Raw genomic sequence first — 20,487 nt, forward strand, 5'->3', positions numbered from 1 at the left:
TGCGCCGCCCCCGTCAGTCCCGCCCCTTCCGGTTCTTCCGCCGTCAGCCCGCCGTCAGGCCACGCAGCTGGCGTCCGGCCACGGCCAGCATGGCCAGATCGACGCTGGCGGCACTGCGCAGTTCGCCCAGCAGGCCCTGGATGCGGTCCATGGGGCCCTGGCGCTGGGCGGTGAAGGCGGCGATGGGGTCGCCACTGCCGCCGGCGCCGGCCAGAACGCGGGCCGACAGCCGGGCCTGCAGGCCCCACAGGTCCTCGATGATGGCGCCGACCGCCTGCCGCTGCCAGTGCGTCTCCGTGCGGATGGCGCCGGCCCGCTCGCGCAGCGTGTCGAAGCCCAGCCGGTCGCCCAGGCCGAAATAGGCGCGGGCCACGGCTTCCACCGGCTGGCTGCACTCCTGGGCGATGGCGGCGATGTCGGCCGCCCCGGCCAGAGCCGGCAGGGCGGCGATGCGCCCGGCCAGCCCGGCCGGAACGCCGGCCTCCACCAGCTCCGCCGTGACGGCGGCCAGATGGGTGCGGGCCCCCTCGCTCAGCAGCGTCGGCAGGGCGGCCAGCACGGCTTCCGCCGCCGGGGCCAGCCGTCCGGCCTCGGCCCGCACATCCAGGGGATAGCGGCCATTGGTCAGCACCCAGGGGATGACATGGCGCATCAGCTGGTTGGTGGCCAGGATCATGCGCGTCTGCAGGGCGGCCGGCACCCGCGTGTCCAGCGCCTCGATCCCGCTCCACAGGGCGCGCAGGCCGAAGGCCTCGCGGGTGATGAGATAGGCGCGGGCCACGTCCTCCTCGCCCCGACCGGTCTGCTCCACCATCTCCCACACCAGGGTCGGGCCGACGCGGTTGACCATGCCGTTGGTGACGACGGTGCTGATGATCTCCCGCCGCAGCTGGTGCCCTTCGATGAAGCTGGCGAAGCGCTGCTTCAGGGCGGTGGGGAAATACCGGACCAGGTCGTGGACCATATCGGCATCGTCCGGCAGACCGCTGTGCAGCAGCTTGTCGTAGAGGTCGATCTTGGCATAGGCCAGCAGCACCGCCGTCTCCGGCCGGGTCAGGCCGCGGCGGGCCTGTGCCCGGGCGGCCACCTCCTCGTCATCGGGCAGGAACTCGATGGCACGGTTCAGCTTGCCGGCCTTCTCCATCCAGCGCATGAAGCGGGCCTGATCCTCCAGCAGGTCCGGCGCCTGGGCCTGCGCCACGCTCAGGGCCTGGGTCTGCTTGTAATTGTCGGCCAGCACCAGCTCGGCCACCTCGTCGGTCATCTCGGCCAGCAGGGTGTCGCGCTGCTCCAGGCCCATCTGGCCGCGGTCCATCACGTCCCGCAGCAGGATCTTGATGTTGACCTCATGGTCGGAGGTATCGACGCCGGCCGAGTTGTCGATGGCGTCGGTGTTCAGGCGGATGCCCGCCTGGGCCGCCTCGATGCGGCCCCGCTGGGTGAAGCCCAGATTGGCGCCCTCGCCCACCACCTTGGCCCGCAGCTCGCCGGCACTGATGCGGATGGAGTCGTTGGCCTTGTCGCCGACCTCGGCGTTGCTCTCGTCCGCGGCCTTGACATAGGTGCCGATGCCGCCCAGCCACAGCAGCTCCACCTCGGCCCGCAGGATGGCCTGCATCAGCTCGGCCGGGGTGACGCGGTCGTGCGTCAGGCCCAGGGCGGCCTTGATCTCCGGCGTCAGCACCAGCGACTTGGCGCTGCGCTCGAAGATGGCGCCGCCGGCGGACAGCTTGGTCTTGTCATAGTCGGCCCAGCTGGACCGGGGCAGGTCGAACAGGCGCTTGCGTTCGGCCCAGCTGGCGGCGGCGTCCGGGGTGGGGTCGATGAAGATGTGGCGGTGGTCGAAGGCGGCGATCAGGCGGATATGCGGCGACAGCAGCATGCCGTTGCCGAACACGTCGCCCGACATGTCGCCGACGCCGACGACGGTGAAGTCCTGGGCCTGGGTGTTCTTGCCCAGCTCGCGGAAGTGGCGCTTCACCGCCTCCCAGGCGCCGCGGGCGGTGATGCCCATCTTCTTGTGGTCGTAACCGGCCGAGCCGCCGGAGGCGAAGGCATCATCGAGCCAGAAGCCATAGTCGCGGCTGACGCTGTTGGCGATGTCGGAGAAGGTGGCCGTGCCCTTGTCGGCCGCCACCACCAGATAGGGGTCGTCCCCGTCCAGCCGCACCACGTCCGTCGGCGGGATCACCGCACCCTTCTTCAGGTTGTCGGTGATGTCCAGCAGGCCGCGCATCATGGTCTTGTAGCACTCGACCACCTCGGCCATCAGGGCTTCGCGTCCGGCACTGGCCGGCGGCGGGTTCTTGACCACGAAGCCGCCCTTGCTGCCCACCGGCACGATGACGGCGTTCTTCACCATCTGCGCCTTGATCAGGCCCAGGATCTCGGTGCGGAAATCCTCCTTGCGGTCGGACCAGCGGATGCCGCCACGGGCCACCTTGCCGCCGCGCAGATGGATGGCCTCCACCCGCGGGGAATAGACCCAGATCTCGCGCCAGGGCCGCGGCAGCGGCAGTTCATCGATGGAGCCGCTGTCCAGCTTGAAGGAAATGTAGCTCTTGGGCTGGCCGTCGGCGCCGGCCTGGAAGAAGTTCGTGCGCAGCGTCGCCCGGATGACGTTCAGCAGCCGGCGGAGGATGCGGTCCTCATCGATGTTGGTGACGGCGTCCAGCGCGTGGTCGATCTCGACGATCAGGCCCTTACGCTGGGTGTCAACCTCCTGCTGGCCCAGACGGGCCAGCAGGGCCGGGTCATGGCTGGTGCGGAACAGCGACAGCAGCAGCCGGGCGATGCCGGCATGGGCGGCCAGCGTGTCCTCGATATATTCCTGGCTGAAGTCGAACCGGGCCTGCTTCAGGTATTTGGCATAGGCGCGGAAGACGCTGACCTCGCGCCCGGTCATGCCGGCCAGCAGCACCAGCTTGTTGAAGCCGTCGGTCTGGGTCTCGCCGGTCCAGACGGTGCGGAAGGCCTCCTCGAAATTGGTCTTCACCGTGTCCAGCGCCACGGCGCGGCCGTCGGCCGTGACCATCTCGAAATCCTGGACATAGACGGTACCCGCGGGCAGGGCGATCTCGAAGGGGCCGCCCTCGGCCCGGATGGTCACGCCCAGATCCTCCAGCATGGGCAGCACCCGCGACAGCAGCACGGGCTGGTCCTTCTGGTAGACCTTGAAGTACAGCTCCGCGGCACCGGCCCCCTCCGGGCGGTGGAGATTCAGCCCGACCTGGCCGGTAAGGGCCTGCTCGATGCGGCCGATATCCACCACCGCCTGGTCGGCGGAATAGGCTTCCTGATAGCTGGCCGGCAGCACCGGGGTGTAGCGGCGGGCCAGGGTCAGCCCCTCGGCCTCGCCATGGGTTTCCACCAGGGCCTGGACCAGCCGGTCGCGCCAGCCGCGGGCGGCCTCGATCAGCTGCCGCTCCAGCTCGGTCCCGTCGACCTCCGGCACCTTGCCGGGGCTGGTGGCGATGATGAGATGCACGCGGGCCAGCATGCTCTCGGTCATCTGCACATTGGCCTGGGTGGTGGTGCCCTGGAAGGCCCGCTCGATCAGGGTCTGCATGCGCCGGCGCAGATCGGTGTCGTAGCGGTCGCGGGGCACATAGACCAGGGCGCTGACGAAGCGCTCGAACGGGTCGCGGCGCAGGAACAGGGCCACGCGCTGGCGCTCCTGCAGATGCAGCACGCCCAGCGCCGTCTCCAGCAGCTCGTCCTCGCCGACCTGGAACAGCTCGTCGCGGGGATAGGTCTCCAGGATGTGCAGCAGGGCCTTGCCGTCATGGCCGCGCGGGTCGAAGCCGGCACGGGCCAGGGTGTGGGAGACCTTCTGGCGCAGATAGGGGATTTCGCGGGTCGAGCGGTTGTAGGCGGTGCTGGTGAACAGGCCGACGAACAGCCGTTCGCCGATCTCCACGCCCTTCGCGTCGAAGACCTTGACCATGACCGCGTCCAGCGGCACCCGGCGGTGCACGGTGCTCTCGCGCCGGGACTTGGTCACCATCATGAAGCGGGACTGGCGCACGAAGGCCTTGACCTCCGGCGGCAGGGCGGAGAAGTGGCGCAGACCCTCGAAGATGTTGATCTCGTCGTCGCGCAGGAGGCCCAGGCCGGCGCCGGCCTGGATGTCCAGCGTCAGCTCGCCCGCCTCTTCGCCGAAGCGGTATTCGCGCACGCCCAGGAAGATGAAATGGTCCTCGTCCATCCAGCGCAGGAAGGCCAGGCTTTCCTGCACCTCCTCCTGGGCCAGCGGCACGGTGGCGGACTTGGTGGCGGAGACGGTCTCGGTGACCCGCGCCCGCATGGAGCGCCAGTCCTCCACCGCCAGCCGCACATCGGCCAGCACGGTGGCGATGCCGTCACGCACGCTGTCCAGCACGGCCGGGTCGATCTGCTGGTCGACCTCGATATGCATGACCGACTCGGCGATGACCCCTTCGGCGCCCGCGTCGGCCAGGGCGGTCAGACGGCCCTCGCCATCGCGGCGGACATGCATCACCGGATGGATGACCAGATGCACGCTGAGGCCGTGGCGGTTCAGCTCGGCGGAGACGCTGTCCACCAGGAACGGCATGTCGTCATTGACGATCTCGACCACGGTGTGCGGCGCATGCCAGCCATCCACGTCGATGCGCGGATTGAAAACCCGCACCTGGGCCGTGCCGGGGCGGCGGCGGGCGGCGAACTGCCAGGCGGCGATGGCGCCGCCGTACAGCTCGTTCTGACCGAGGCGCAGCATGTCCTCGGGCGCCACATTGGCATAGAAGCGGCGGACGAAGGCCTCGGCCGGTCCGGCATCCTCCCGGGGCAGGCGGACATGGACATTGCCCACGACCTGTTCAATCAGCTCGACCTTCCGCTGCGCCAGCTTGAGCGCCATGACGTTTCTCCCAATCGGAACAGGCCCGCATTAGCACCGGGGCCTTTCTTAGTCGACCGCCTTGATGGCAGCAAATGGGCTGGTCGGCAAACCCCGCCGGGGCAGGGGCGGATTGCGCAAGGCTTTTGCGCGGCGACGTTTGCGCACGGCGGTTCTTTGCCGTAAAAAACCGCCTATTCGAAGGACTTGCACCTGGGGCGCGTGCCTGCGCCCGCTGATACGGAGGGACCTGACAGCCGATGGCCGACTCGACCGTCCTGGGTCTGACTGCCGTGACCGTTGCCGTGACGGACGAAGTGCCGCGCGTGCTGGTGGTCCGTCGCATGACCCATGATCTGGCCACGCCGGCCCAGCGCGACGCCAGCGATGGCCTGGATGCGCTGCCCTTCGGCCCTTTCGATGCCGACCGCGACCGCACCCTGGAACAGGGCCTGCGCCGCTGGGTGGAGGAACAGACCGGCCTGCCGCTGCGCTATGTGGAGCAGCTCTATACCTTCGGCGACCGCTTCCGCGACCCGCGGGAACTGGCCGGCGGTGCCCGCGTGGTGACTGTGGGCTACATGGCCCTGGTGCAGGAGGCGCCACTGTCCGGCAGCGGCGAGGCCGAATGGCATGATTGGTACGATTATTTCCCCTGGGAGGATTGGCGCGAGGGCAAGCCCGACCTGCTGACCAGCGTCATCGAGCCGGCGTTGCGCCGCTGGGTGGCCGCCGCCCCCGACAGTGCCGCCGCCGCCAAGCGGGCCGAGCGAGTCTCCACCAGCTTCGCCGCCGACGATCTGTGGGATACGGAACGGGTGCTGGAGCGGTACGAGCTGCTCTACAGTGCCGGGCTGGTGCAGGAGGCGCGGCGTGACCGCGCCATCCGTCTGGCCCATGGCCTGGCCGATCCCGGCTGGACCGACCAGCCGGACGCCGCCGCCAGCCTGGGCACCCCCATGGCCCACGACAACCGGCGCATCCTGGCCGTCACCCTGGGCCGGCTGCGCGGCAAGCTGAAATACCGTCCCGTGGTCTTCGATCTGCTGCCGCAGCAATTCACCCTGTTCCGCCTGCAGCGCACGGTGGAGGCTTTGTCCGGCGTGCGGCTGCACAAGCAGAATTTCCGCCGGCTGTTGCTGGCCGGCGGGCTGGTGGAGGCGACCGGTGCCCTGGAGGCCAACACGGGTGGCCGTCCGGCCGAACTGTACCGCTTCCGCCGCGACGTGCTGCGCGAGCGGATGGTGGCCGGGGTGGGGCTGCCGACTGTGCGTGTTCAGGATTAGCGGTCGCCGGCACGACACCCTTGCCGGCGCCCGCCGACACTCGACGACGACAACCGATCTAGAGGAGCCGTTCCGATGCCTGCCTTTCCCCTCGGCCGTCTGGCGGCCGCCGCCGTGATCGCCCTGGTCGCCGCCGCGCCGGTTTCCGGTCCTGCTGCGGCCCGGACGGAGCTGGATGCCGCCACCGCGGCCGCCCTGGACACGGCGCTGGCCGGTGCCCACCGCTCCGACCAGAACAAGGCGCGCGACGTCTTCCGTCATCCCAGGGAGACGCTGGCCTTCTTCGGCCTGTCCCAGGGACAGACGGTGGTGGAGGTCTGGCCGGGCGGCGGCTGGTACACCGAGGTGCTGGCGCCGGTGCTGAAGGAGAAGGGGCGCTACATCGCCGCCAGCTGGGACAAGGACAGCCCCGCCCCTTACGTCAAGGCCGGCCTGGACCGCTATGCCGCCAAGCTGGGCGCGGCGCCGGCCCAGTACAGCGAGGTGACGGTCACCGCGTTCGGGCCGAAGAAGCTGCAGATGGTGCCGCCGGGCAGCGCCGATCTGGTGCTGACCTTCCGCAATGTCCACAACTGGATGGCCGATGGCTGGGCCGAGGATGCCTTCAAGGCCATGTACGCGGCGCTGAAGCCCGGCGGCGTGCTGGGTGTGGTCGAGCACCGCGCGCCCGACAGCCAGCCGCAGGACCCCAAGGCGGCCAGCGGCTATGTGCGCCAGGACCATGTGGTGAAGCTGGCCGAGGCCGCCGGCTTCAAGCTGGACGCCGCGTCGGAGATCAACGCCAATCCGCGCGACACCAGGGATCATCCCAAGGGCGTGTGGACCCTGCCGCCGACCCTGGCCCTGAAGGAGCAGGACCGGGACAAGTACCTGGCCATCGGCGAGAGCGACCGCATGACGCTGCGCTTCGTCAAGCCGGCGTCCTGATCGGAACCGGCCGGGCCTCGGCGCCGCCGGGGGCGGGGTTTGCTCCGCCCCTGCCGCATGGCGGCAATAGTCCGGCGTCGGTTGACCGTTTCGCGCCGCGATCCGCATAAATCGCATCCAGTTTCCCGCACCAGTGAGCCGGCCGATGACGGATGCGACAGTCGAAACTCTGGGCAGTGCCCGCCGCCTGATCGTGAAGATCGGCTCGGCCCTGCTGGTCGACCCGGATACGCACCGGGTCCGCCGTGACTGGCTGGACAGCGTGGCCGACGATGTGGCGGCGCTGAAGGCGCGCGGGGTGGAGGTGGTGATCGTCACCTCCGGTGCCGTGGCCTGCGGGCGCGAGCATCTGGGGCTGGTGGGCCGCCCGCTGAAGCTGGAGGAGAAGCAGGCCGCCGCCGCCACCGGCCAGATCCGTCTGGCCCACGCCTATCAGGAAACGCTGGCCCGCCACGGCATCACCGTGGCCCAGGTGCTGCTGACCCTGGACGACACCGAGATGCGCAAACGCCATCTCAACGGCCGCGCCACCATCGAGACGCTGCTGAAGCTGGGGGCCGTCCCGGTCATCAATGAGAACGACACCGTGGCCACGGCGGAGATCCGCTTCGGCGACAATGACCGGCTGTCGGCGCGCGTGGCGCAGATGATCAGCGCCGACACGCTGGTGCTGCTGTCCGACATCGACGGGCTCTACACCGCCGATCCGCGCAAGGACCCGGATGCCCGCCATATCCCCGTGGTCGGCGAAATCACGCCGGAGATCGTCGCCATGGCCGGGGAGCCGCCGCCCGGCTACAGTTCCGGCGGCATGGTCACCAAGATCGCCGCCGCCCGCATCGCCCTGGCCGCCGGCTGCCGCATGGCCATTGCCAAGGGCAAGCGGAGCAATCCGCTGGCGGCCCTGCTGACCCCGCCGGATCGGGGCGGCGCCCTTGCCACCTGGTTCCTGCCGCCGGCCGAGCCGCGCACGGCGCGCAAGCGCTGGATCGCCGGTTCGCTGAAGCCGATGGGGACCCTGGTGGTGGATGCCGGTGCCGCCGCGGCGCTGGCCCGGGGCGGCAGCCTGCTGCCGGCCGGGGTCCGCGCCATCGAAGGGGCGTTTGACCGCGGCGATCTGGTGCTGGTCCAGGGGCCGGACGGACGGGTGCTGGCCCGCGGCCTGTCCGCCTATGCCGACGAGGATGCGCGGCGCATCCTGGGCCGGCGCAGCAGCGAGACGGAGGCCATCCTCGGCTATCACGGCCGGGACGAGATCATCCACCGCGACGATCTGGTGATGGAATAGCGGGCGGGGCTTACCCGGCGATCACGGCCCAGGCCAGCACACCCAGGCTGAGGCCGAGACCGGCCGTCGCCAGATAGTCCAGCCGCTCCAGCCGACGCCGCAGGCCGCGCAGGGACTCCGCCATCTCGCCATAAGGTTCCGTGGTCCGCATCTGGCTGTCCTCCACCGGACGGTCGCTTCCGCCCTTATTCATACGCCTTATGTCATAAGACCAGAAATCAGCGGTCCTGGCGACCTCTTCGCCCGGATAGGGTGTGCAGATATTTACCTTTGCGCACCCGACAGGGTGCCGAGCCCGTCGCCATAGCGGAAATCCGGCTGCGCGCCGATCTCGGCCGCCGTCATGGCGGCGTGGAGGGTGGGCGCTTCCCCGGCGCGCTGGGCCTCCTGCAGGTGCAGCCGCTCCAGCGGCAGCAGCACCAGCTGGGTGCCGCGGTCCAGCACCGCAGCGGTCAGGCCGTTCGGTCCGGTGACGAAGTCGCGCACCGTGCCGGCATCCTTGCCGTCGCTGCCCAGCACCGGCCGGCCGATCAGTGCGCGGGCGCGGTCGGGGGTCAAGGCGGTGGCCGGGCTACGGCTCTGCGGCACGCCGCGCATGGTGGTGGCCCCCGGCGGGGGGGCCATGCTGCCGGTGCGGCTGTCCTCCCTGTCCGGCCCCCCGGTGGCAGGCACACCGGCGCCGGACGCCGCGGGGCCGGGCCGGTCATCCGCCGGGGCATCGCCGTCCAGGCCGGGATTGACGGTCTGCGGGCTGGTGGTCGGCACGTCCTCCGGCCGGGTGCCGGTGGTCAGCGGGGCATCGGTGGCCGCTGGATCGGAGGGGACGGGCACCGGTGTCGGCGGCTGCTGCGCCGAGGCGGCGGAAACCGCCAGGACCAAGCACAGGCCGGCCAGCGGCAGGGAACGGCGACGATGCATGGCGGCCTCCGGTCTTGACGGGTTCAGACCGGGAAACACGCGGCGGGTCACGGCCGTTCCGGGCGGCAGGCGGGCGGTTGCGGAAGAGCAGGGGCAGCAGCGCCCCGTTAGCCGCGGCGCAGCAGGAACAGCCCCTGTTCGCCGAACCAGTTCGACGGGCCGCTGTCGGCGGCGGCCGGGATCTCGCGGCCCTGGGCACCCAGGATGGCGCTGCGCTCGATACGGATCGACAGGTCGCGGCACAGGGTGGTGAAGTCCGCCAGGGTGCAGAAATGGATGTTGGGCGTATCCCACCATTGATAGCCCAGCCGGTCGGTCACCGGCATCCGCCCGCGCAGCAGCAGGGCCAGGCGCAGGCGCCAATAGCCGAAATTCGGCACCGAGACGATGGCGTGGGTGCCGATGCGCACCAGCTGTTCCAGCACCTCGCGCGGACGGCGGGTGGCCTGCAGGGTCTGGGACAGGATGACATAGTCGAAGGCGGCGGTGGGATAGTCCTTCAGATCGGTGTCGGCGTCGCCCTGGATCACCGACAATCCGTGCCCCACCGAGCGGCGCACCCCGTCCATCGACAGTTCCAGCCCGCGCCCGTCCACGCCCTTGGCACGCACCAGATGATGCAGCAGTTCGCCCTCGCCGCAGCCCACATCCAGCACCCGGGCGCCGGGGGCGACCCAGTCGGCGATGCGGCGCAGGTCGCTGCGGATGGCGGGGGCCGTCCCCGGCAGGTCTGGACCCGGTGTGCCCCCCGGGGTGGTGGTCACGGGGGCGGTCGTCTTGGGAGCGGTCGTCATGGCTCAGGACCCCCGCCGCGTCAGGCCGCGATGCTCGGCCTGCCCGTCCAGGAAGCCGCGTACCACCTGATAGAATTCCGGCACCTCCAGCAGGAAGGCGTCATGCCCCTTGTCGGTCCCGATCTCCACGAAGCTGACATTGGCGGCCACGGCGTTCAGCGCATGGACCACGGCCCGGCTCTCGCTGGTGGGGAACAGCCAGTCGCTGCTGAAGCTGACCAGGCAGAAGCGTACCGGGGTGCCCCGCGCCGTCCCGTCCGGCCCGGCCACGCGGAAGGCGTTGGCCAGCACGCCGCCATGCTCCGCCGCCAGATCGAAATAATCCATGGCACGGGTGATGTAGAGATAGGAGTTGGCGTCGAAGCGCTCGACGAAGCTGATGCCCTGGTGGCGCAGATAGCTTTCGACCTGGAAATCGGCGTCGAAGCCGAAGGTGATGCGGCTGCGGTCCTGCAGGTTGCGGCCGAACTTGGTGTGCAGCGCCGTCTCGGACAGGTAGGTGACATGCGCCGCCATGCGCGCCACCGCCAGCCCGGCCGTGGGCCGGGTGTTGCGGGTCAGATAGCTGCCGCCCTGCCAGTTGGGGTCGGCCATGATGGCCTGCCGCCCCACCTCGTGGAATGCGATGTTCTGGGCGCTGTGGCGCGCCGCCGTGGCGATGGGCACGGCGCAGAAGACCCGTTCCGGATACGAAACGGCCCATTGCAGCACCTGCATCCCGCCCATGGAGCCGCCGATGACGCAGAACAGCTGCTCGATGCCCAGATGGTCGATCAGCAGCGTCTGCGCCCGCACCATGTCGCCGATGGTGATGACGGGGAAGGACAGGCCCCAGGGCTGGCCGGTGGCCGGGTCGATCTCCTTCGGCCCCTCGCTGCCCATGCAGCCGCCGATGACATTGGCGCAGATGATGAAATAGCGGTCCGGATCCAGCGGCCGGCCCGGCCCGACCATCAGCCCCCACCAGCCCGGCTTGCCGGTGACGGGGTGGGTGTCGGCCACATACTGGTCGCCGGTCAGGGCGTGGCAGACCAGAACGGCGTTGGATTTGTCGGCGTTCAGCCGGCCATAGGTGCGGTAGGCCAGACGGAAAGGCCCCAATTCCACCCCGCTGTCCAGCCGCATGGGCCGGTCGCGGCCCAGCACCACCTGCTCGCCGGGCAGGCGGGCATGGGCATGGGCGGACGGGGACGGGCTGGGCGTGGTCATCACGGGTCTTTGCTGGTGTGTCCCGCGGTGCAGAGGCTGCGCCGGACGGGTCGGAAATGGGGTGGCGCGGCCGGGGCCGGACCCGATCCGGCCCCAGGGCGCCGCCAGGGCGGCGGCCCCGTTGCAAGCGGGTGAGTAGAGCTAGGAAGGGCCGTCCGGGGTGTCAATGTTTTCTTTGCTTTTGCACGGCCCGCCCCTTACTACTAATCGGCCCTGCACGGCTCATTCTCCGGCCCAAACCATGTCTGCCTCTCTCGACGAGTTGCGCCGCGAAATCGACGCGATCGACGTCGCCCTCCACGACCTTCTGCTGCGGCGCACGCAGATCGTGACGCAGATCGCCGGCCAGAAGCCGTCGGGACGCCCCGCCATCCGCCCTGGCCGCGAGGCCGAGATCGCCCGCCGGCTGGTGGCCCGGCATGAGGGACCGTTTCCCGTCCAGGCCCTGGTGCGGATCTGGCGCGAGATGATCAGCGCCCTGACCCGGATGCAAAGCCCGCTGGCCATCGCCGTGGTGGCGCGCGACGACCAGCGCAGCCCGCTGTGGGATCTGGCCCGCGACCATTTCGGCAGCGCCACGCCGATGCTGGCCGTCAATACCCCCATGGCCGCGCTGCGCGCCGTGTCGGAAGGCAATGCCACCATCGCCGTGGTGCCCTGGCCCGACGAGGGGGATGCGGAGCCCTGGTGGCGCACCCTGTTCAACGAGGATGCGAAGACGCCGCGCATCATCGCCCGTCTGCCCTTCCTGCGCGCCGTCGGGCGCGAGGGACCGGACGCCCTGGCCGTGGCCGCCGTGCCGCTGGAGGCCACGGGGGACGACCAGACGCTGCTGGGCATCGAGTTGGGACAGGATGTCAGCCGCGGCCGCTTGAAGGACTGCCTGGAGGCGGCCGGGCTGGTGACCGGCCAGTTCCGTACCGTGCATCTGCCGGGTGGCGGTGGTTCCGCCCATCTGGTGGAGGTGGGGGATTACGTGGCCGCCGACGATCCGCGTCTGGCGCTTCTGGCCGACCGGCTGGGCGAGGCGCTGATCCGTGCCCTGCCCATCGGGGCCTATGCCACCCCGATGACCATTCCCAAGGCATGAGGAGGGCCGTCCCGGCTCATCCCGTCACCGTTCCATCCCGTCAACGCTGAAGCAAGGTCCTGACCCATGGCCGGTCCGATCCCCAATCCGGGTATTCTCGACATCGCCGCCTATGTGGGGGGCGAGGCCCATGCGCCGGGCGCCGACCGTCTGATCCGTCTGGCCAGCAACGAAGGCGCCTATGGCCCCAGCCCCAAGGCCATGGAGGCCTACAAGGCCCTGGCCGGTGAGATCCACCGCTATCCCGACGGGCATGCCACGGCCCTGCGTGAGGCCATCGGCCGCCGCTTCGGCTACGACCCCGCCCGCATCGTCTGCGGCGCCGGGTCCGACGAGCTGCTGCAGCTGCTGACCAAATGCTATGCCGGGCCGGGCAGCGAGGTGCTGTACAGCCGTCACGGCTTCCTGATCTATCCCATCGCCGCCAAGGCGGCCGGGGCGACGCCGGTGGCGGCGCCGGAAACGGGCCTGAAGGCCGATGTGGATGCGCTGCTGGCCCGGGTCAACGACCGCACCCGCATCGTCTTCGTCGCCAACCCCAACAATCCCACCGGCAGCTATCTGACCAGCCGCGAGCTGGCCCGGCTGCATGCCGGCCTGCCGCGGCATGTGCTGCTGGTCATCGACGCGGCCTATGCCGAGTTCGTGCGGCTGAACGATTACAGCTCCGGTGCCGAGTTCGTGGAGAGTTTCCCCAACGTCGTGATGACGCGGACCTTCTCCAAGCTCTATGCCCTGGGCGGGCTGCGTCTGGGCTGGGCCTATTGCTCCCAGCCGGTGGCCGATGTGCTGAACCGGGTGCGCGGACCGTTCAACGTCTCCTCCGCCGCCATCGCCGCCGGTGTGGCCGCGCTGGAGGATGTGGCCTTCGCCGAGAAGAGCCGGCAGCTGAACGAGGAGAACCGCGCCGCCTTCACCCGGGCGGTGACGGCGGCCGGTCTGACCGTCCACCCCAGCATCGCCAATTTCGTGCTGGTGGATTTCTCCGGCCAGCTGGGCCAGAAGGCCGATGCCGAGCAGGCCCGCCAGTTCCTCAAGGCCCGCGGCATCCTGGTGCGCCAGATGGGCGCCTATGGTCTGGGCAACTGCCTGCGCATCTCCATCGGCACGGCCGAGGAGATGCAGACCGTGGCCCAGGGGCTGGCCGACTGGGTCCATGGGTGACGCACAGGTGATGCAACCATGACCGCGCCCCTGTTCCCCCGTGTCGCCATCATCGGGCTTGGCCTGATCGGCTCGTCGCTGGCCCGCTGTTTCCAGGCCGACCCGACGCTGGCCGGCACGGTGGTGGCGGCCGACCGCAGCGACGCCGTCTGCGCCCGCGTCCTCGACCTGGGGCTGGCGGCCGAAGCCGGCACCGATGCCGCCGCCGCGGTGACGGGGGCGGATCTGGTCATCCTGGCCGTCCCCATCGGCGCCTGCGCGGCCCTGGCGGCGGAGATCGGCCCGCGGCTGAAGCCGGGGGCCATCCTCACCGATGTGGGCTCGGTCAAGGAGTCGGTGGTGCGGGACATGCTGCCCCATCTGGCCGCGGGCGTGCATTTCGTGCCCGGTCACCCCATCGCCGGCACCGAGCATTCCGGCCCCGACGCCGGCTTCGCCAGCCTGTTCCAGGGGCGCTGGTGCATCCTGACCCCGCCCGCCGGCACCGACCCGGATGCGGTGGAGCGGGTGGCCACGCTGTGGCGGCGCTGCGGCTCCATGGTCGAGGTGATGGAACCCGGCCATCACGACCGGGTCCTGGCCATCACCAGCCACCTGCCCCACCTCATCGCCTATACCATCGTCGGCACGGCCACGGACCTGGAGGAGCATCTGCAGTCCGCGGTGATCCGCTTCTCCGCCTCGGGCTTCCGCGACTTCACCCGCATCGCCGCCAGCGATCCGGTGATGTGGCGCGACATCTTCCTCAACAACCGCGAGGCCGTGCTGGAGATCATCCAGCGCTTCACCGAGGATCTGACGGCCCTGCAGCGCGCCATCCGCTGGGGCGAGGGGGAGACGCTGGAGGCGCTGTTCACCCGCACCCGCGCCATCCGCCGCGGCATCATCGACGCCAAGCAGGCCTGACCGCCCACCGGGCCGGAGGCGGCTACTCCCCGGTTCCCGGCTCGCGCGCCTCCTGCTCGATCTTCTCCTTCAGATCCGCGGTCGGCTGGTCGGAGGGGCGGGCCTCCACCACCACGGGGGCGACACCGTCATCCTTGGTCAGGCCGACCTTCTTGGCCGCCCCCTCCGACAGGTCGATGATGCGCCCGTCCACATGCGGGCCGCGGTCATTGATCTTCACCTCCACCGATTTGCCGGTTTCAAGGTTGGTGACCTCGGCCTTGGCCCCCAGCGGCAGGTCCTTGGAGGCGGCGGTGGGCTTGTTCTTGTCGAAGATCTCGCCGCTGGCGGTCTTCTTGCCGTGGAAGCGGTTGCCATAGAAGGACGCCTCGCCCTTGTCCACCGCCACCGGCTCATCGGCGCGGGCGGCGAAGGGTGGGGCCAGGCTCAGGGCAAAGCACAGCGTCTGGGCGAGCAGGAAAGGGCGGGCCAGGGCGGGGCGCTTGGGCGGCATGGGGGCGGCTCCGGCAGGGGACGGGTGTGGAGGCGGTAACAGCCGGCCTCAGCCCTCGGTGCCGTCACGGCGCATGCGCTCCCCCAATTCGCGGGCCAGGTCGGTGACGGCGGTGGTGCGGCCCAGTTCCCGCGTCTCGCTGTCGGTGACGCCGTGCGCATCCAGCCGTTGGCTCAGCCGCTCCAGCATCTCGATCACCTTGGTCACCTCCTTTTCCGTCAGCAGATTGATCTGCAGGTCGAGATGCGCCCGCTCGTCGGCGCGCTGGCTCATGCGGTTCTGCTTGATCAGCACGAAGGTGGACATCAGCACCCCCTCCAGCGACACCAGCAGGCAGAGGAAGATGAAGGGGAAGGGATCAAAGGGGGCCAGGCCGGGGATCAGGCCGGTGTTGATCGCGGCCCAGCCGATGAACAGGGCCAGATGGCAGGCCACGAAGACCACCGTGCCGACGAAATTGGCGATGCCGTCGGCGATGCGGTCGCTGAGGCTGCGCCGCTCGGAGAATTCCCGCTCCAGCGCGATGACCTGCTGGATATTGGCCCGGGCCGTGCGTGGCACGACTGGTGCCTGGGCCGGCTCCCGGGCCGGCTCCTGGGACACATGCGGGTCCGCCGGGCGGGGGTCCTGGCTGTCGGGCATGAGGGGGCCTGCTTCCATGCGACGGGGCAAGGGAAACAGGCCAGTCCGGTGGATGCTGCATGCGGGCATCCCCCTGCCCACATGACCACCTATCTTGTTCCTTACGATGTGCTGGGGGGCATGGACGAGGCTGTCGCCCGCCGACAGCGCGGGACCGCCTCGGTCCGCCGATCCGAACTCAGGGCCAGCGGATCTCCGGGATTTCGCCCAGCTTGGCCGGGCCGATGGCCAGCTGCCGGGCCTGGATGGTCACCGGCACCTGCACGGCGCGGCTGCCGTCCGGCTGCGGCTGCGCCAGCAGGCCCAGCGCCGCCTTCACCCCCACGGCCTGGTTCGGGCGCAGCAGCCCGGCCCCGGCCAGGGCGTCCACCAGCACGTCGGTGCCGCCGAGACGGGCGCTGCCGGCCAGCAGCGGTTGCAGATCGCGGTCCAGGGCCAGGGTGGCATCGCCCTGCAGGGTCAGCCCCGACCAGGACAGCGACAGGCTGGTGAGATCGACCACGCCGCCGGCCTGCGACCAGTTCCGCAGGGACACGGCGGCAAGGTCGGGCGGCAGCGGCCCGCGCAGCGTGGCCTCCAGCCCCAGCCGGTCGATGCGGCTGGCCAGCGGCGCCGGCATCGGGTTGGGCAGGACCAGCCCCGACAGCCCCAGGCGGACGGACAGGGACGGATCGGTGCTGCCGGGCGCTGGCGGGGCCGGCTGCCGCCAGCCCAGGGTGATGCCGTCGGCCGCCAGCGTGCCGGGGGTCGGGCTGCGCACGGCCAGGGCCGCCGTGGACAGGGCCAGGGTGCCGGCCCGCACCCGCCCGTCGCTGCCCAGGTCCAGCGTGCCCTCGCCGCTGCCGGCCGTCAGGGTCGGTCCTGTCGGCGTGCCGGCGGCGTCCCAGGCCGGACCGTCGGGACCGGGAAGGACGGCGCGCAGACCCTGGGGGGCGCGGATGCGCAGGGCCAGCGGGTTCCAGGGATCGGCGGCCACGCGCAGGGCGGCCAGATCCAGCCGCAGCCCGTCCGGCATCTGCAGATGGATGCGGTCGGCGCTGGCCGCCAGCTCCAGTGGCCAGCCGGCGACGTTCAGGTTGCCATATTCCACGCTGGTGCCGGCGGCACGCTGCTGCGCCGCCCAGTCCTCGACCCCGTGGCGGAGCTGCCAGGCGGCCGACACCCACCAGGCGGTGTAGGCCAGCACCAGCAGCAGCAGGACGACGACGGCCACGGAGACGGTACGCAGGCGCATGGGATCTCGATGCGGGTGGCGGGCGGTGCCGCGGCGGAACCGCGGGGGCCGTGGTATCGGCGCTTGGGCCGGCGGCGGGATGATGCTACCTGATAGGGCCAGGATGCGCGACATGCCCCCCACGCACAGCTCCCCCCCGTCCCCGGCGGCGGTCTCCGCGACCGCGCCGTCCCCCCGCGACGAGATCGGCCACAGCCCCGGTGCCGAGCTGTGGGTCTTCGCCTACGGCTCGCTGATGTGGAATCCCGGCTTTCCCGCCCTGGAGCGGCAGGCCGCTCTGGTGCGCGGCTGGCACCGCAGCTTCTGCATCTACAGCCACCATCACCGCGGCACACCCGCCGCGCCCGGTGCCGTGCTGGGGCTGGACCGCGGCGGCAGCTGCCGCGGCGTCGCCTTCCGCGTGGCCGACGGGGACGTGGATCGGGTGCTGGACTATCTCTGGGCACGGGAGATGGTCAACCGGGTCTATGTGCCCCGGTATGTGCCGGTGCGGCTGGCCGGCGGCGGGCGCGTGGCGGCGTTGACCTTCACCGCCGACCGCGGGCATGGCCAGTATTGCGGCCGCCTCGGTGCCGATGGCACGGCCCGGCTGATCCGCCAGGGCGTTGGCATCAGCGGCCGTGCTGTGGACTATCTGGCCAGCCTGCTGGCGCATCTGCAGGCGCTGGGCATCCGCGACCACGGCCTGCTCGATCTGGCCCGCCGGGTGGCCGAGCCGGACAGGCGCGAACCGGGCCGCGAACCGGGCCGCGAACCCGGCTGACCGTGGCCGGGAACGCCGTCAGCCCGACGGATCAACGGGGGGAGGGCCCGGTGGGCCGGCGGGGGGAAGGATGGCGCCGGCCCGGGCTGCCAGGATGAACCGGTCGAACCGGGCCGCCGTCCGGTCCAAGGCGGACCGGACAACCCGGTCATAGTGTCCGCTGGCCGCGGCCCTGGACTGCCGCAGGCGTTCCACGTCGTCGATGAGTGCCAGCGCGGCCGCCACATAGCCGTCCGGTGTCGCAGTCACCAGCTCGTCCCGCTGCAACAGGGCCAGGATCGACGCGGTCGTCCGTGCCGAGGGGAGCGCCCCGCACAGCGTCAGCACCGGCACACCCTGGGACAGCGCATCCAGGCTGACCAGCCCGCCGCTGTAGGGATAGGTGTCCAGGGCCAGATCGATATCCCGATGGCGCGCCAGATAGGGGGCAAGGGCTTCGCGGCCCTCGAAGCGGAGTCGATGCGGCGCGATCCCGAAATCCGCCATCCGCCGCAACACCCGGCGTTCGACGCCCGGGTCGGCATAGAGATCGTCCTTCAGGATCAGCTCCGTCGCCGGTCTGGCCGCCATGATCCGGCCCCACATCGCCAGCAGCGGGTCGGACAGCTTCTCCGCCCGGGCGAAGCAGCCGAGCCTGACCGGACCGGGGGGATCGCGCGGGGGCTCATCCCCCTCGGGGGCCGGCTGGAGGTCGCACAGGGTCGGGCAGGGGACATCCACCAGGGCTTCCGGGAACAGGTGCCGCTCCGACCGGGGGGCCAGCACCGGGTCGGTGACCAGCGCGTCGATCCCCGGCGTCCCCGGTCCGGGAAGGTACCCCCAGGCCGAAACCTGCACCGGGGCCGGCCGCAGGGCGAACAGGCCCAGCCGGTTGCCGGAGGTATGCCCGTCCAGGTCGACCAGGATATCGACGGCATCGGCGCGGATCAGGCGGGCCGCTTCCTCGTCGCTCAGGCCCACCAGGGACCGCCACCCGTCCACCGCCAGCCGCAGCCGGACGGTCATCCCGTCCCGGCGCGGGCTGCCCGAATAGCAGGTGATCCTGACCCGGCCGCGGTCGTGACGCTCGATCAGCGGCACGAAGACCCTGGCGGCGGCATGGGAGCGGAAGCAGGCCGAGACATAGCCCACATGCACACGGCCCTGCGGGTCCGCCGGCGGCGGGACCGCCCTGGCCGCTCCCGGAAAGATCCCGCGCTGCAACGCCTTCAGCCCGGCCGTCGTCGCCCCCGGGTCGAGGGAGGCGGCATAGATGATGTTCGAGGCCGTCAGGCGGTCCGTCGGGTCGATCCGGCACGCTTCCCGCCAGGTCTCGACGGCCCCGGCAAGGTCACCAAGCTGCATCAGGGCGTTCCCCCGCTCCCTCAGCAGCCGGCTGGTCCTCGTGCCCGTGGCAAGGGCCCGGTCCGTCCGCGCCAGCGCCAGCGTGGGGCGGGACAGCCGCACCGCTATCCGCGCGGCGTCCGTCATCAGGTCCGGGTCGTCCGGGTGGTCGGCGAGGGCGGCCGCCAGCGTCCCCTCGGCCACGGCGTAGTCGCCGGCAAGGGCCTGTGCCCGCGCCAGCGCAAGCCTGGCCCCGGGGCCGGCACGGCGCAGCAGGTCGAACGCTTCCGTGAAGGCCCCGGCCTGCGCCAGCCGCCAGCCTTCCGCCAGGATCCTGTCCCGGCCCGCCTGATCGGACATCAGGGGCATGGGGCTGCGCCGCCGGCCATGGCGGCGAGATGGGCCGCAAAGCCTGGCAGCCGGTCGAGCCCGTCGGGGGCCGAAACCGAGAATACCGGGACGGCCGCGCAAAGGTCCGCCACAGACGCCAGCAGATCCCTCCGGCTTCCCAGCAGGGGGGCGACCGAAAGCCCGGTCACATGGGACAGGAGCATCGGCACGGCCAGGGCCGGCGGCAGCCGCTTGATGGACCCGCTGCCGGGCTGGCGCCCGGTGAGAAGCACGACGGCGCCGATCCGGACCGGTTCCGGGGACAGCCCCGCGGGGATGGGCAGGCGCACCTTGCCGTCGGCCGTCGGCGCGCCCCGCAGCGCCAGGGCGTCGGCGGCATCGGGCAGCAGGCGGAGCGCGGGGAAGACCGGCCGCAGAACCGGGCCGTCCGGCCCCGGCTCCGGTGCGCACAGGTCGTCGGCCACAACCACGCCGCCGGCCTTCATCAGGGCCGCCAGCAGGGTGGACTTGCCCCTGCCGCTGGCGCCGTGGACAAGGATGGCCCGTTCCCCGACCGACACCGCGCCGGCATGCAGCGGCAGCCGGTCCCTGTACAGCAGGGCCGCGGACAGGGCAGCGCCGGGGATGAAGTCCAGGGCCTCGTCGATCTGGGCGGCTGTCCGCCCCCAGACCGTCAGCGCCCGGCCGGCGCGGAGATGCAGCCGCCCGCCCAGGGGGGGCTGGACAAGCCACGCATCGCCGCCGACGGCCCAGTTCGGCCCCCGGGTCGCTTCCCCCTGGATGTCGGGCGGGGCGCCGGTCCTGACGATCCGGATGGTCAGGTCGGCCGGTCCGTCCCCGGCCGGCAGGGCCGGAAGCCGAAGCGGCGACAGGATATTCAGTCCGCCGACCGCATGGGAAAACCATTGCGTCCCCTGCGCGCCGGCCGGCAGGCGGGGCCCGTCAGGCATCCGCCACCGGGGGGGCGGCCAGCAGCCCGGCCTCTTCAAGGCTGTTGAGGAAGGTCAGCACGTCGGCAAGGCAGGTGGCCGCGTCCACGTCGTACATCTTGCCCAGGCGGGCGCAGATATCACGGACCGCCATGGGCGACGTGATCAGGGCGCCGATCCGGCTGCCCGTGGCCCCCAACGCGGCATAGGTGCCGGTCTCCGCGTTCAGGAGCACGGTTTCCCCGTCGATTTCGGTTTGCAGCAGCCCGCTGGCCAGGGCCACGATGCTGTCCGCTGTCATTGTCCGTC

General features: G+C 71.0%; 18 protein-coding genes. 7 read left to right on the forward strand and 11 right to left on the reverse strand.

Annotated features, from left to right (window positions below; genetic code table 11):
• Positions 1–43 precede the first annotated feature (43 nt).
• Complete coding sequence (locus tag DK368_RS07270; protein WP_114393268.1) at positions 44–4,882, reverse strand: NAD-glutamate dehydrogenase; 4,839 nt, start codon at positions 4,880–4,882, stop codon at positions 44–46.
• Positions 4,883–5,121: 239 nt separating this feature from the next.
• Between DK368_RS07270 and DK368_RS07275 the strand changes: the two genes are divergently transcribed.
• The 3 genes from DK368_RS07275 (at position 5,122) to proB (ending at position 8,362) form a co-directional block, all read left to right on the forward strand.
• The gene (locus DK368_RS07275; RefSeq protein ID WP_114393269.1) at positions 5,122–6,147 is read left to right on the forward strand and encodes an NUDIX hydrolase; all 1,026 of its coding nucleotides are present in this window, start codon (positions 5,122–5,124) and stop codon (positions 6,145–6,147) included.
• Between the two features lie 75 nt (positions 6,148–6,222).
• Positions 6,223–7,074, forward strand: a complete 852-nt coding sequence (locus DK368_RS07280) for a class I SAM-dependent methyltransferase (protein WP_240002377.1) — start codon at positions 6,223–6,225, stop codon at positions 7,072–7,074.
• Between the two features lie 145 nt (positions 7,075–7,219).
• The gene (gene proB, locus DK368_RS07285; RefSeq protein ID WP_114393270.1) at positions 7,220–8,362 is read left to right on the forward strand and encodes a glutamate 5-kinase; all 1,143 of its coding nucleotides are present in this window, start codon (positions 7,220–7,222) and stop codon (positions 8,360–8,362) included.
• Positions 8,363–8,372: 10 nt separating this feature from the next.
• Here the strand turns inward: proB and DK368_RS07290 are convergent, their stop codons facing one another.
• From DK368_RS07290 to metX, 4 genes are all read right to left on the reverse strand, one after another.
• Entirely contained in the window at positions 8,373–8,555 is a 183-nt protein-coding gene (locus tag DK368_RS07290; RefSeq protein WP_114393271.1) for a hypothetical protein, read from the reverse strand.
• 71 nt (positions 8,556–8,626) lie between these two features.
• Positions 8,627–9,280: a PRC-barrel domain-containing protein gene (locus DK368_RS07295; RefSeq protein ID WP_114393272.1), complete on the reverse strand. Its 654-nt coding sequence runs from the start codon at positions 9,278–9,280 to the stop codon at positions 8,627–8,629.
• A gap of 107 nt (positions 9,281–9,387) precedes the next feature.
• Positions 9,388–10,074, reverse strand: a complete 687-nt coding sequence (gene metW / locus DK368_RS07300) for a methionine biosynthesis protein MetW (RefSeq protein ID WP_114393273.1) — start codon at positions 10,072–10,074, stop codon at positions 9,388–9,390.
• A gap of 3 nt (positions 10,075–10,077) precedes the next feature.
• A complete protein-coding gene (metX, locus tag DK368_RS07305; RefSeq protein ID WP_114393274.1) occupies positions 10,078–11,283 on the reverse strand; it encodes a homoserine O-acetyltransferase MetX in 1,206 nt (401 codons plus the stop codon).
• Positions 11,284–11,524: 241 nt separating this feature from the next.
• Here metX and DK368_RS07310 point away from each other — a divergent pair, with 241 nt between their 5' ends.
• From DK368_RS07310 to DK368_RS07320, 3 genes are all read left to right on the forward strand, one after another.
• The gene (locus DK368_RS07310; RefSeq protein ID WP_114393275.1) at positions 11,525–12,373 is read left to right on the forward strand and encodes a chorismate mutase; all 849 of its coding nucleotides are present in this window, start codon (positions 11,525–11,527) and stop codon (positions 12,371–12,373) included.
• A 66-nt stretch (positions 12,374–12,439) separates the two neighbouring features.
• The gene (gene hisC, locus DK368_RS07315; RefSeq protein ID WP_114393276.1) at positions 12,440–13,537 is read left to right on the forward strand and encodes a histidinol-phosphate transaminase; all 1,098 of its coding nucleotides are present in this window, start codon (positions 12,440–12,442) and stop codon (positions 13,535–13,537) included.
• Positions 13,538–13,555: 18 nt separating this feature from the next.
• Positions 13,556–14,443, forward strand: coding sequence for a prephenate/arogenate dehydrogenase family protein (locus tag DK368_RS07320; RefSeq protein ID WP_114393277.1), 888 nt, complete (start codon positions 13,556–13,558; stop codon positions 14,441–14,443).
• A 22-nt stretch (positions 14,444–14,465) separates the two neighbouring features.
• Here DK368_RS07320 and DK368_RS07325 read toward each other — a convergent pair whose 3' ends face one another.
• The 3 genes from DK368_RS07325 to DK368_RS07335 all read right to left on the reverse strand — a co-directional run bounded on the left by DK368_RS07325 (position 14,466) and on the right by DK368_RS07335 (position 16,812).
• A complete protein-coding gene (locus DK368_RS07325; RefSeq protein ID WP_114393278.1) occupies positions 14,466–14,936 on the reverse strand; it encodes a septal ring lytic transglycosylase RlpA family protein in 471 nt (156 codons plus the stop codon).
• A 48-nt stretch (positions 14,937–14,984) separates the two neighbouring features.
• Positions 14,985–15,578 carry a DUF1003 domain-containing protein gene (locus tag DK368_RS07330; RefSeq protein ID WP_162305922.1) on the reverse strand — a complete coding sequence of 198 codons (594 nt, stop codon included), beginning with the start codon at positions 15,576–15,578 and terminating at the stop codon, positions 14,985–14,987.
• Between the two features lie 178 nt (positions 15,579–15,756).
• Positions 15,757–16,812: a DUF2125 domain-containing protein gene (locus tag DK368_RS07335; RefSeq protein WP_162305923.1), complete on the reverse strand. Its 1,056-nt coding sequence runs from the start codon at positions 16,810–16,812 to the stop codon at positions 15,757–15,759.
• A gap of 112 nt (positions 16,813–16,924) precedes the next feature.
• Here DK368_RS07335 and DK368_RS07340 point away from each other — a divergent pair, with 112 nt between their 5' ends.
• Positions 16,925–17,575 carry a gamma-glutamylcyclotransferase gene (locus DK368_RS07340; RefSeq protein ID WP_240002378.1) on the forward strand — a complete coding sequence of 217 codons (651 nt, stop codon included), beginning with the start codon at positions 16,925–16,927 and terminating at the stop codon, positions 17,573–17,575.
• Positions 17,576–17,593: 18 nt separating this feature from the next.
• On the opposite strand, the gene DK368_RS07345 is transcribed toward DK368_RS07340, so the two are convergent.
• The 3 genes from DK368_RS07345 to DK368_RS07355 are packed head-to-tail and all read right to left on the reverse strand — an operon-like array spanning position 17,594 to position 20,479.
• Complete coding sequence (locus DK368_RS07345) at positions 17,594–19,267, reverse strand: O-linked N-acetylglucosamine transferase, SPINDLY family protein (RefSeq protein ID WP_155524509.1); 1,674 nt, start codon at positions 19,265–19,267, stop codon at positions 17,594–17,596.
• A complete protein-coding gene (locus DK368_RS07350; RefSeq protein WP_114393282.1) occupies positions 19,258–20,199 on the reverse strand; it encodes a phosphoenolpyruvate carboxykinase (ATP) in 942 nt (313 codons plus the stop codon). The genes DK368_RS07345 and DK368_RS07350 overlap by 10 nt, the downstream gene beginning before the upstream one ends.
• The gene (locus tag DK368_RS07355) at positions 20,192–20,479 is read right to left on the reverse strand and encodes a PqqD family peptide modification chaperone (protein ID WP_240002379.1); all 288 of its coding nucleotides are present in this window, start codon (positions 20,477–20,479) and stop codon (positions 20,192–20,194) included. Before DK368_RS07355 ends, DK368_RS07350 begins: the two co-directional genes overlap by 8 nt.
• Between the last annotated feature and the right edge of the window lie 8 nt (positions 20,480–20,487).

This window comes from Oleisolibacter albus (assembly GCF_003336875.1).
Taxonomy (GTDB): domain Bacteria; phylum Pseudomonadota; class Alphaproteobacteria; order Azospirillales; family Azospirillaceae; genus Niveispirillum; species Niveispirillum album.

What these genes read in the sequence shown, in the direction of transcription:
- hisC (WP_114393276.1), top strand. Translation starts at nt 12,440, where the DNA reads ATGGCCGGTCCGATCCCCAATCCGGGTATTCTCGACATCGCCGCCTAT.
- DK368_RS07320 (WP_114393277.1), top strand. Translation starts at nt 13,556, where the DNA reads ATGACCGCGCCCCTGTTCCCCCGTGTCGCCATCATCGGGCTTGGCCTG.
- DK368_RS07330 (WP_162305922.1), bottom strand. Translation starts at nt 15,578, where the DNA reads ATGCCCGACAGCCAGGACCCCCGCCCGGCGGACCCGCATGTGTCCCAG.
- DK368_RS07335 (WP_162305923.1), bottom strand. Translation starts at nt 16,812, where the DNA reads ATGCGCCTGCGTACCGTCTCCGTGGCCGTCGTCGTCCTGCTGCTGCTG.
- DK368_RS07345 (WP_155524509.1), bottom strand. Translation starts at nt 19,267, where the DNA reads ATGCCCCTGATGTCCGATCAGGCGGGCCGGGACAGGATCCTGGCGGAA.
- DK368_RS07355 (WP_240002379.1), bottom strand. Translation starts at nt 20,479, where the DNA reads ATGACAGCGGACAGCATCGTGGCCCTGGCCAGCGGGCTGCTGCAAACC.
- metX (WP_114393274.1), bottom strand. Translation starts at nt 11,283, where the DNA reads ATGACCACGCCCAGCCCGTCCCCGTCCGCCCATGCCCATGCCCGCCTG.
- DK368_RS07275 (WP_114393269.1), top strand. Translation starts at nt 5,122, where the DNA reads ATGGCCGACTCGACCGTCCTGGGTCTGACTGCCGTGACCGTTGCCGTG.
- DK368_RS07325 (WP_114393278.1), bottom strand. Translation starts at nt 14,936, where the DNA reads ATGCCGCCCAAGCGCCCCGCCCTGGCCCGCCCTTTCCTGCTCGCCCAG.
- DK368_RS07350 (WP_114393282.1), bottom strand. Translation starts at nt 20,199, where the DNA reads ATGCCTGACGGGCCCCGCCTGCCGGCCGGCGCGCAGGGGACGCAATGG.
- DK368_RS07310 (WP_114393275.1), top strand. Translation starts at nt 11,525, where the DNA reads ATGTCTGCCTCTCTCGACGAGTTGCGCCGCGAAATCGACGCGATCGAC.
- metW (WP_114393273.1), bottom strand. Translation starts at nt 10,074, where the DNA reads ATGACGACCGCTCCCAAGACGACCGCCCCCGTGACCACCACCCCGGGG.
- DK368_RS07290 (WP_114393271.1), bottom strand. Translation starts at nt 8,555, where the DNA reads ATGAATAAGGGCGGAAGCGACCGTCCGGTGGAGGACAGCCAGATGCGG.
- DK368_RS07280 (WP_240002377.1), top strand. Translation starts at nt 6,223, where the DNA reads ATGCCTGCCTTTCCCCTCGGCCGTCTGGCGGCCGCCGCCGTGATCGCC.
- DK368_RS07340 (WP_240002378.1), top strand. Translation starts at nt 16,925, where the DNA reads ATGCCCCCCACGCACAGCTCCCCCCCGTCCCCGGCGGCGGTCTCCGCG.
- proB (WP_114393270.1), top strand. Translation starts at nt 7,220, where the DNA reads ATGACGGATGCGACAGTCGAAACTCTGGGCAGTGCCCGCCGCCTGATC.
- DK368_RS07295 (WP_114393272.1), bottom strand. Translation starts at nt 9,280, where the DNA reads ATGCATCGTCGCCGTTCCCTGCCGCTGGCCGGCCTGTGCTTGGTCCTG.
- DK368_RS07270 (WP_114393268.1), bottom strand. Translation starts at nt 4,882, where the DNA reads ATGGCGCTCAAGCTGGCGCAGCGGAAGGTCGAGCTGATTGAACAGGTC.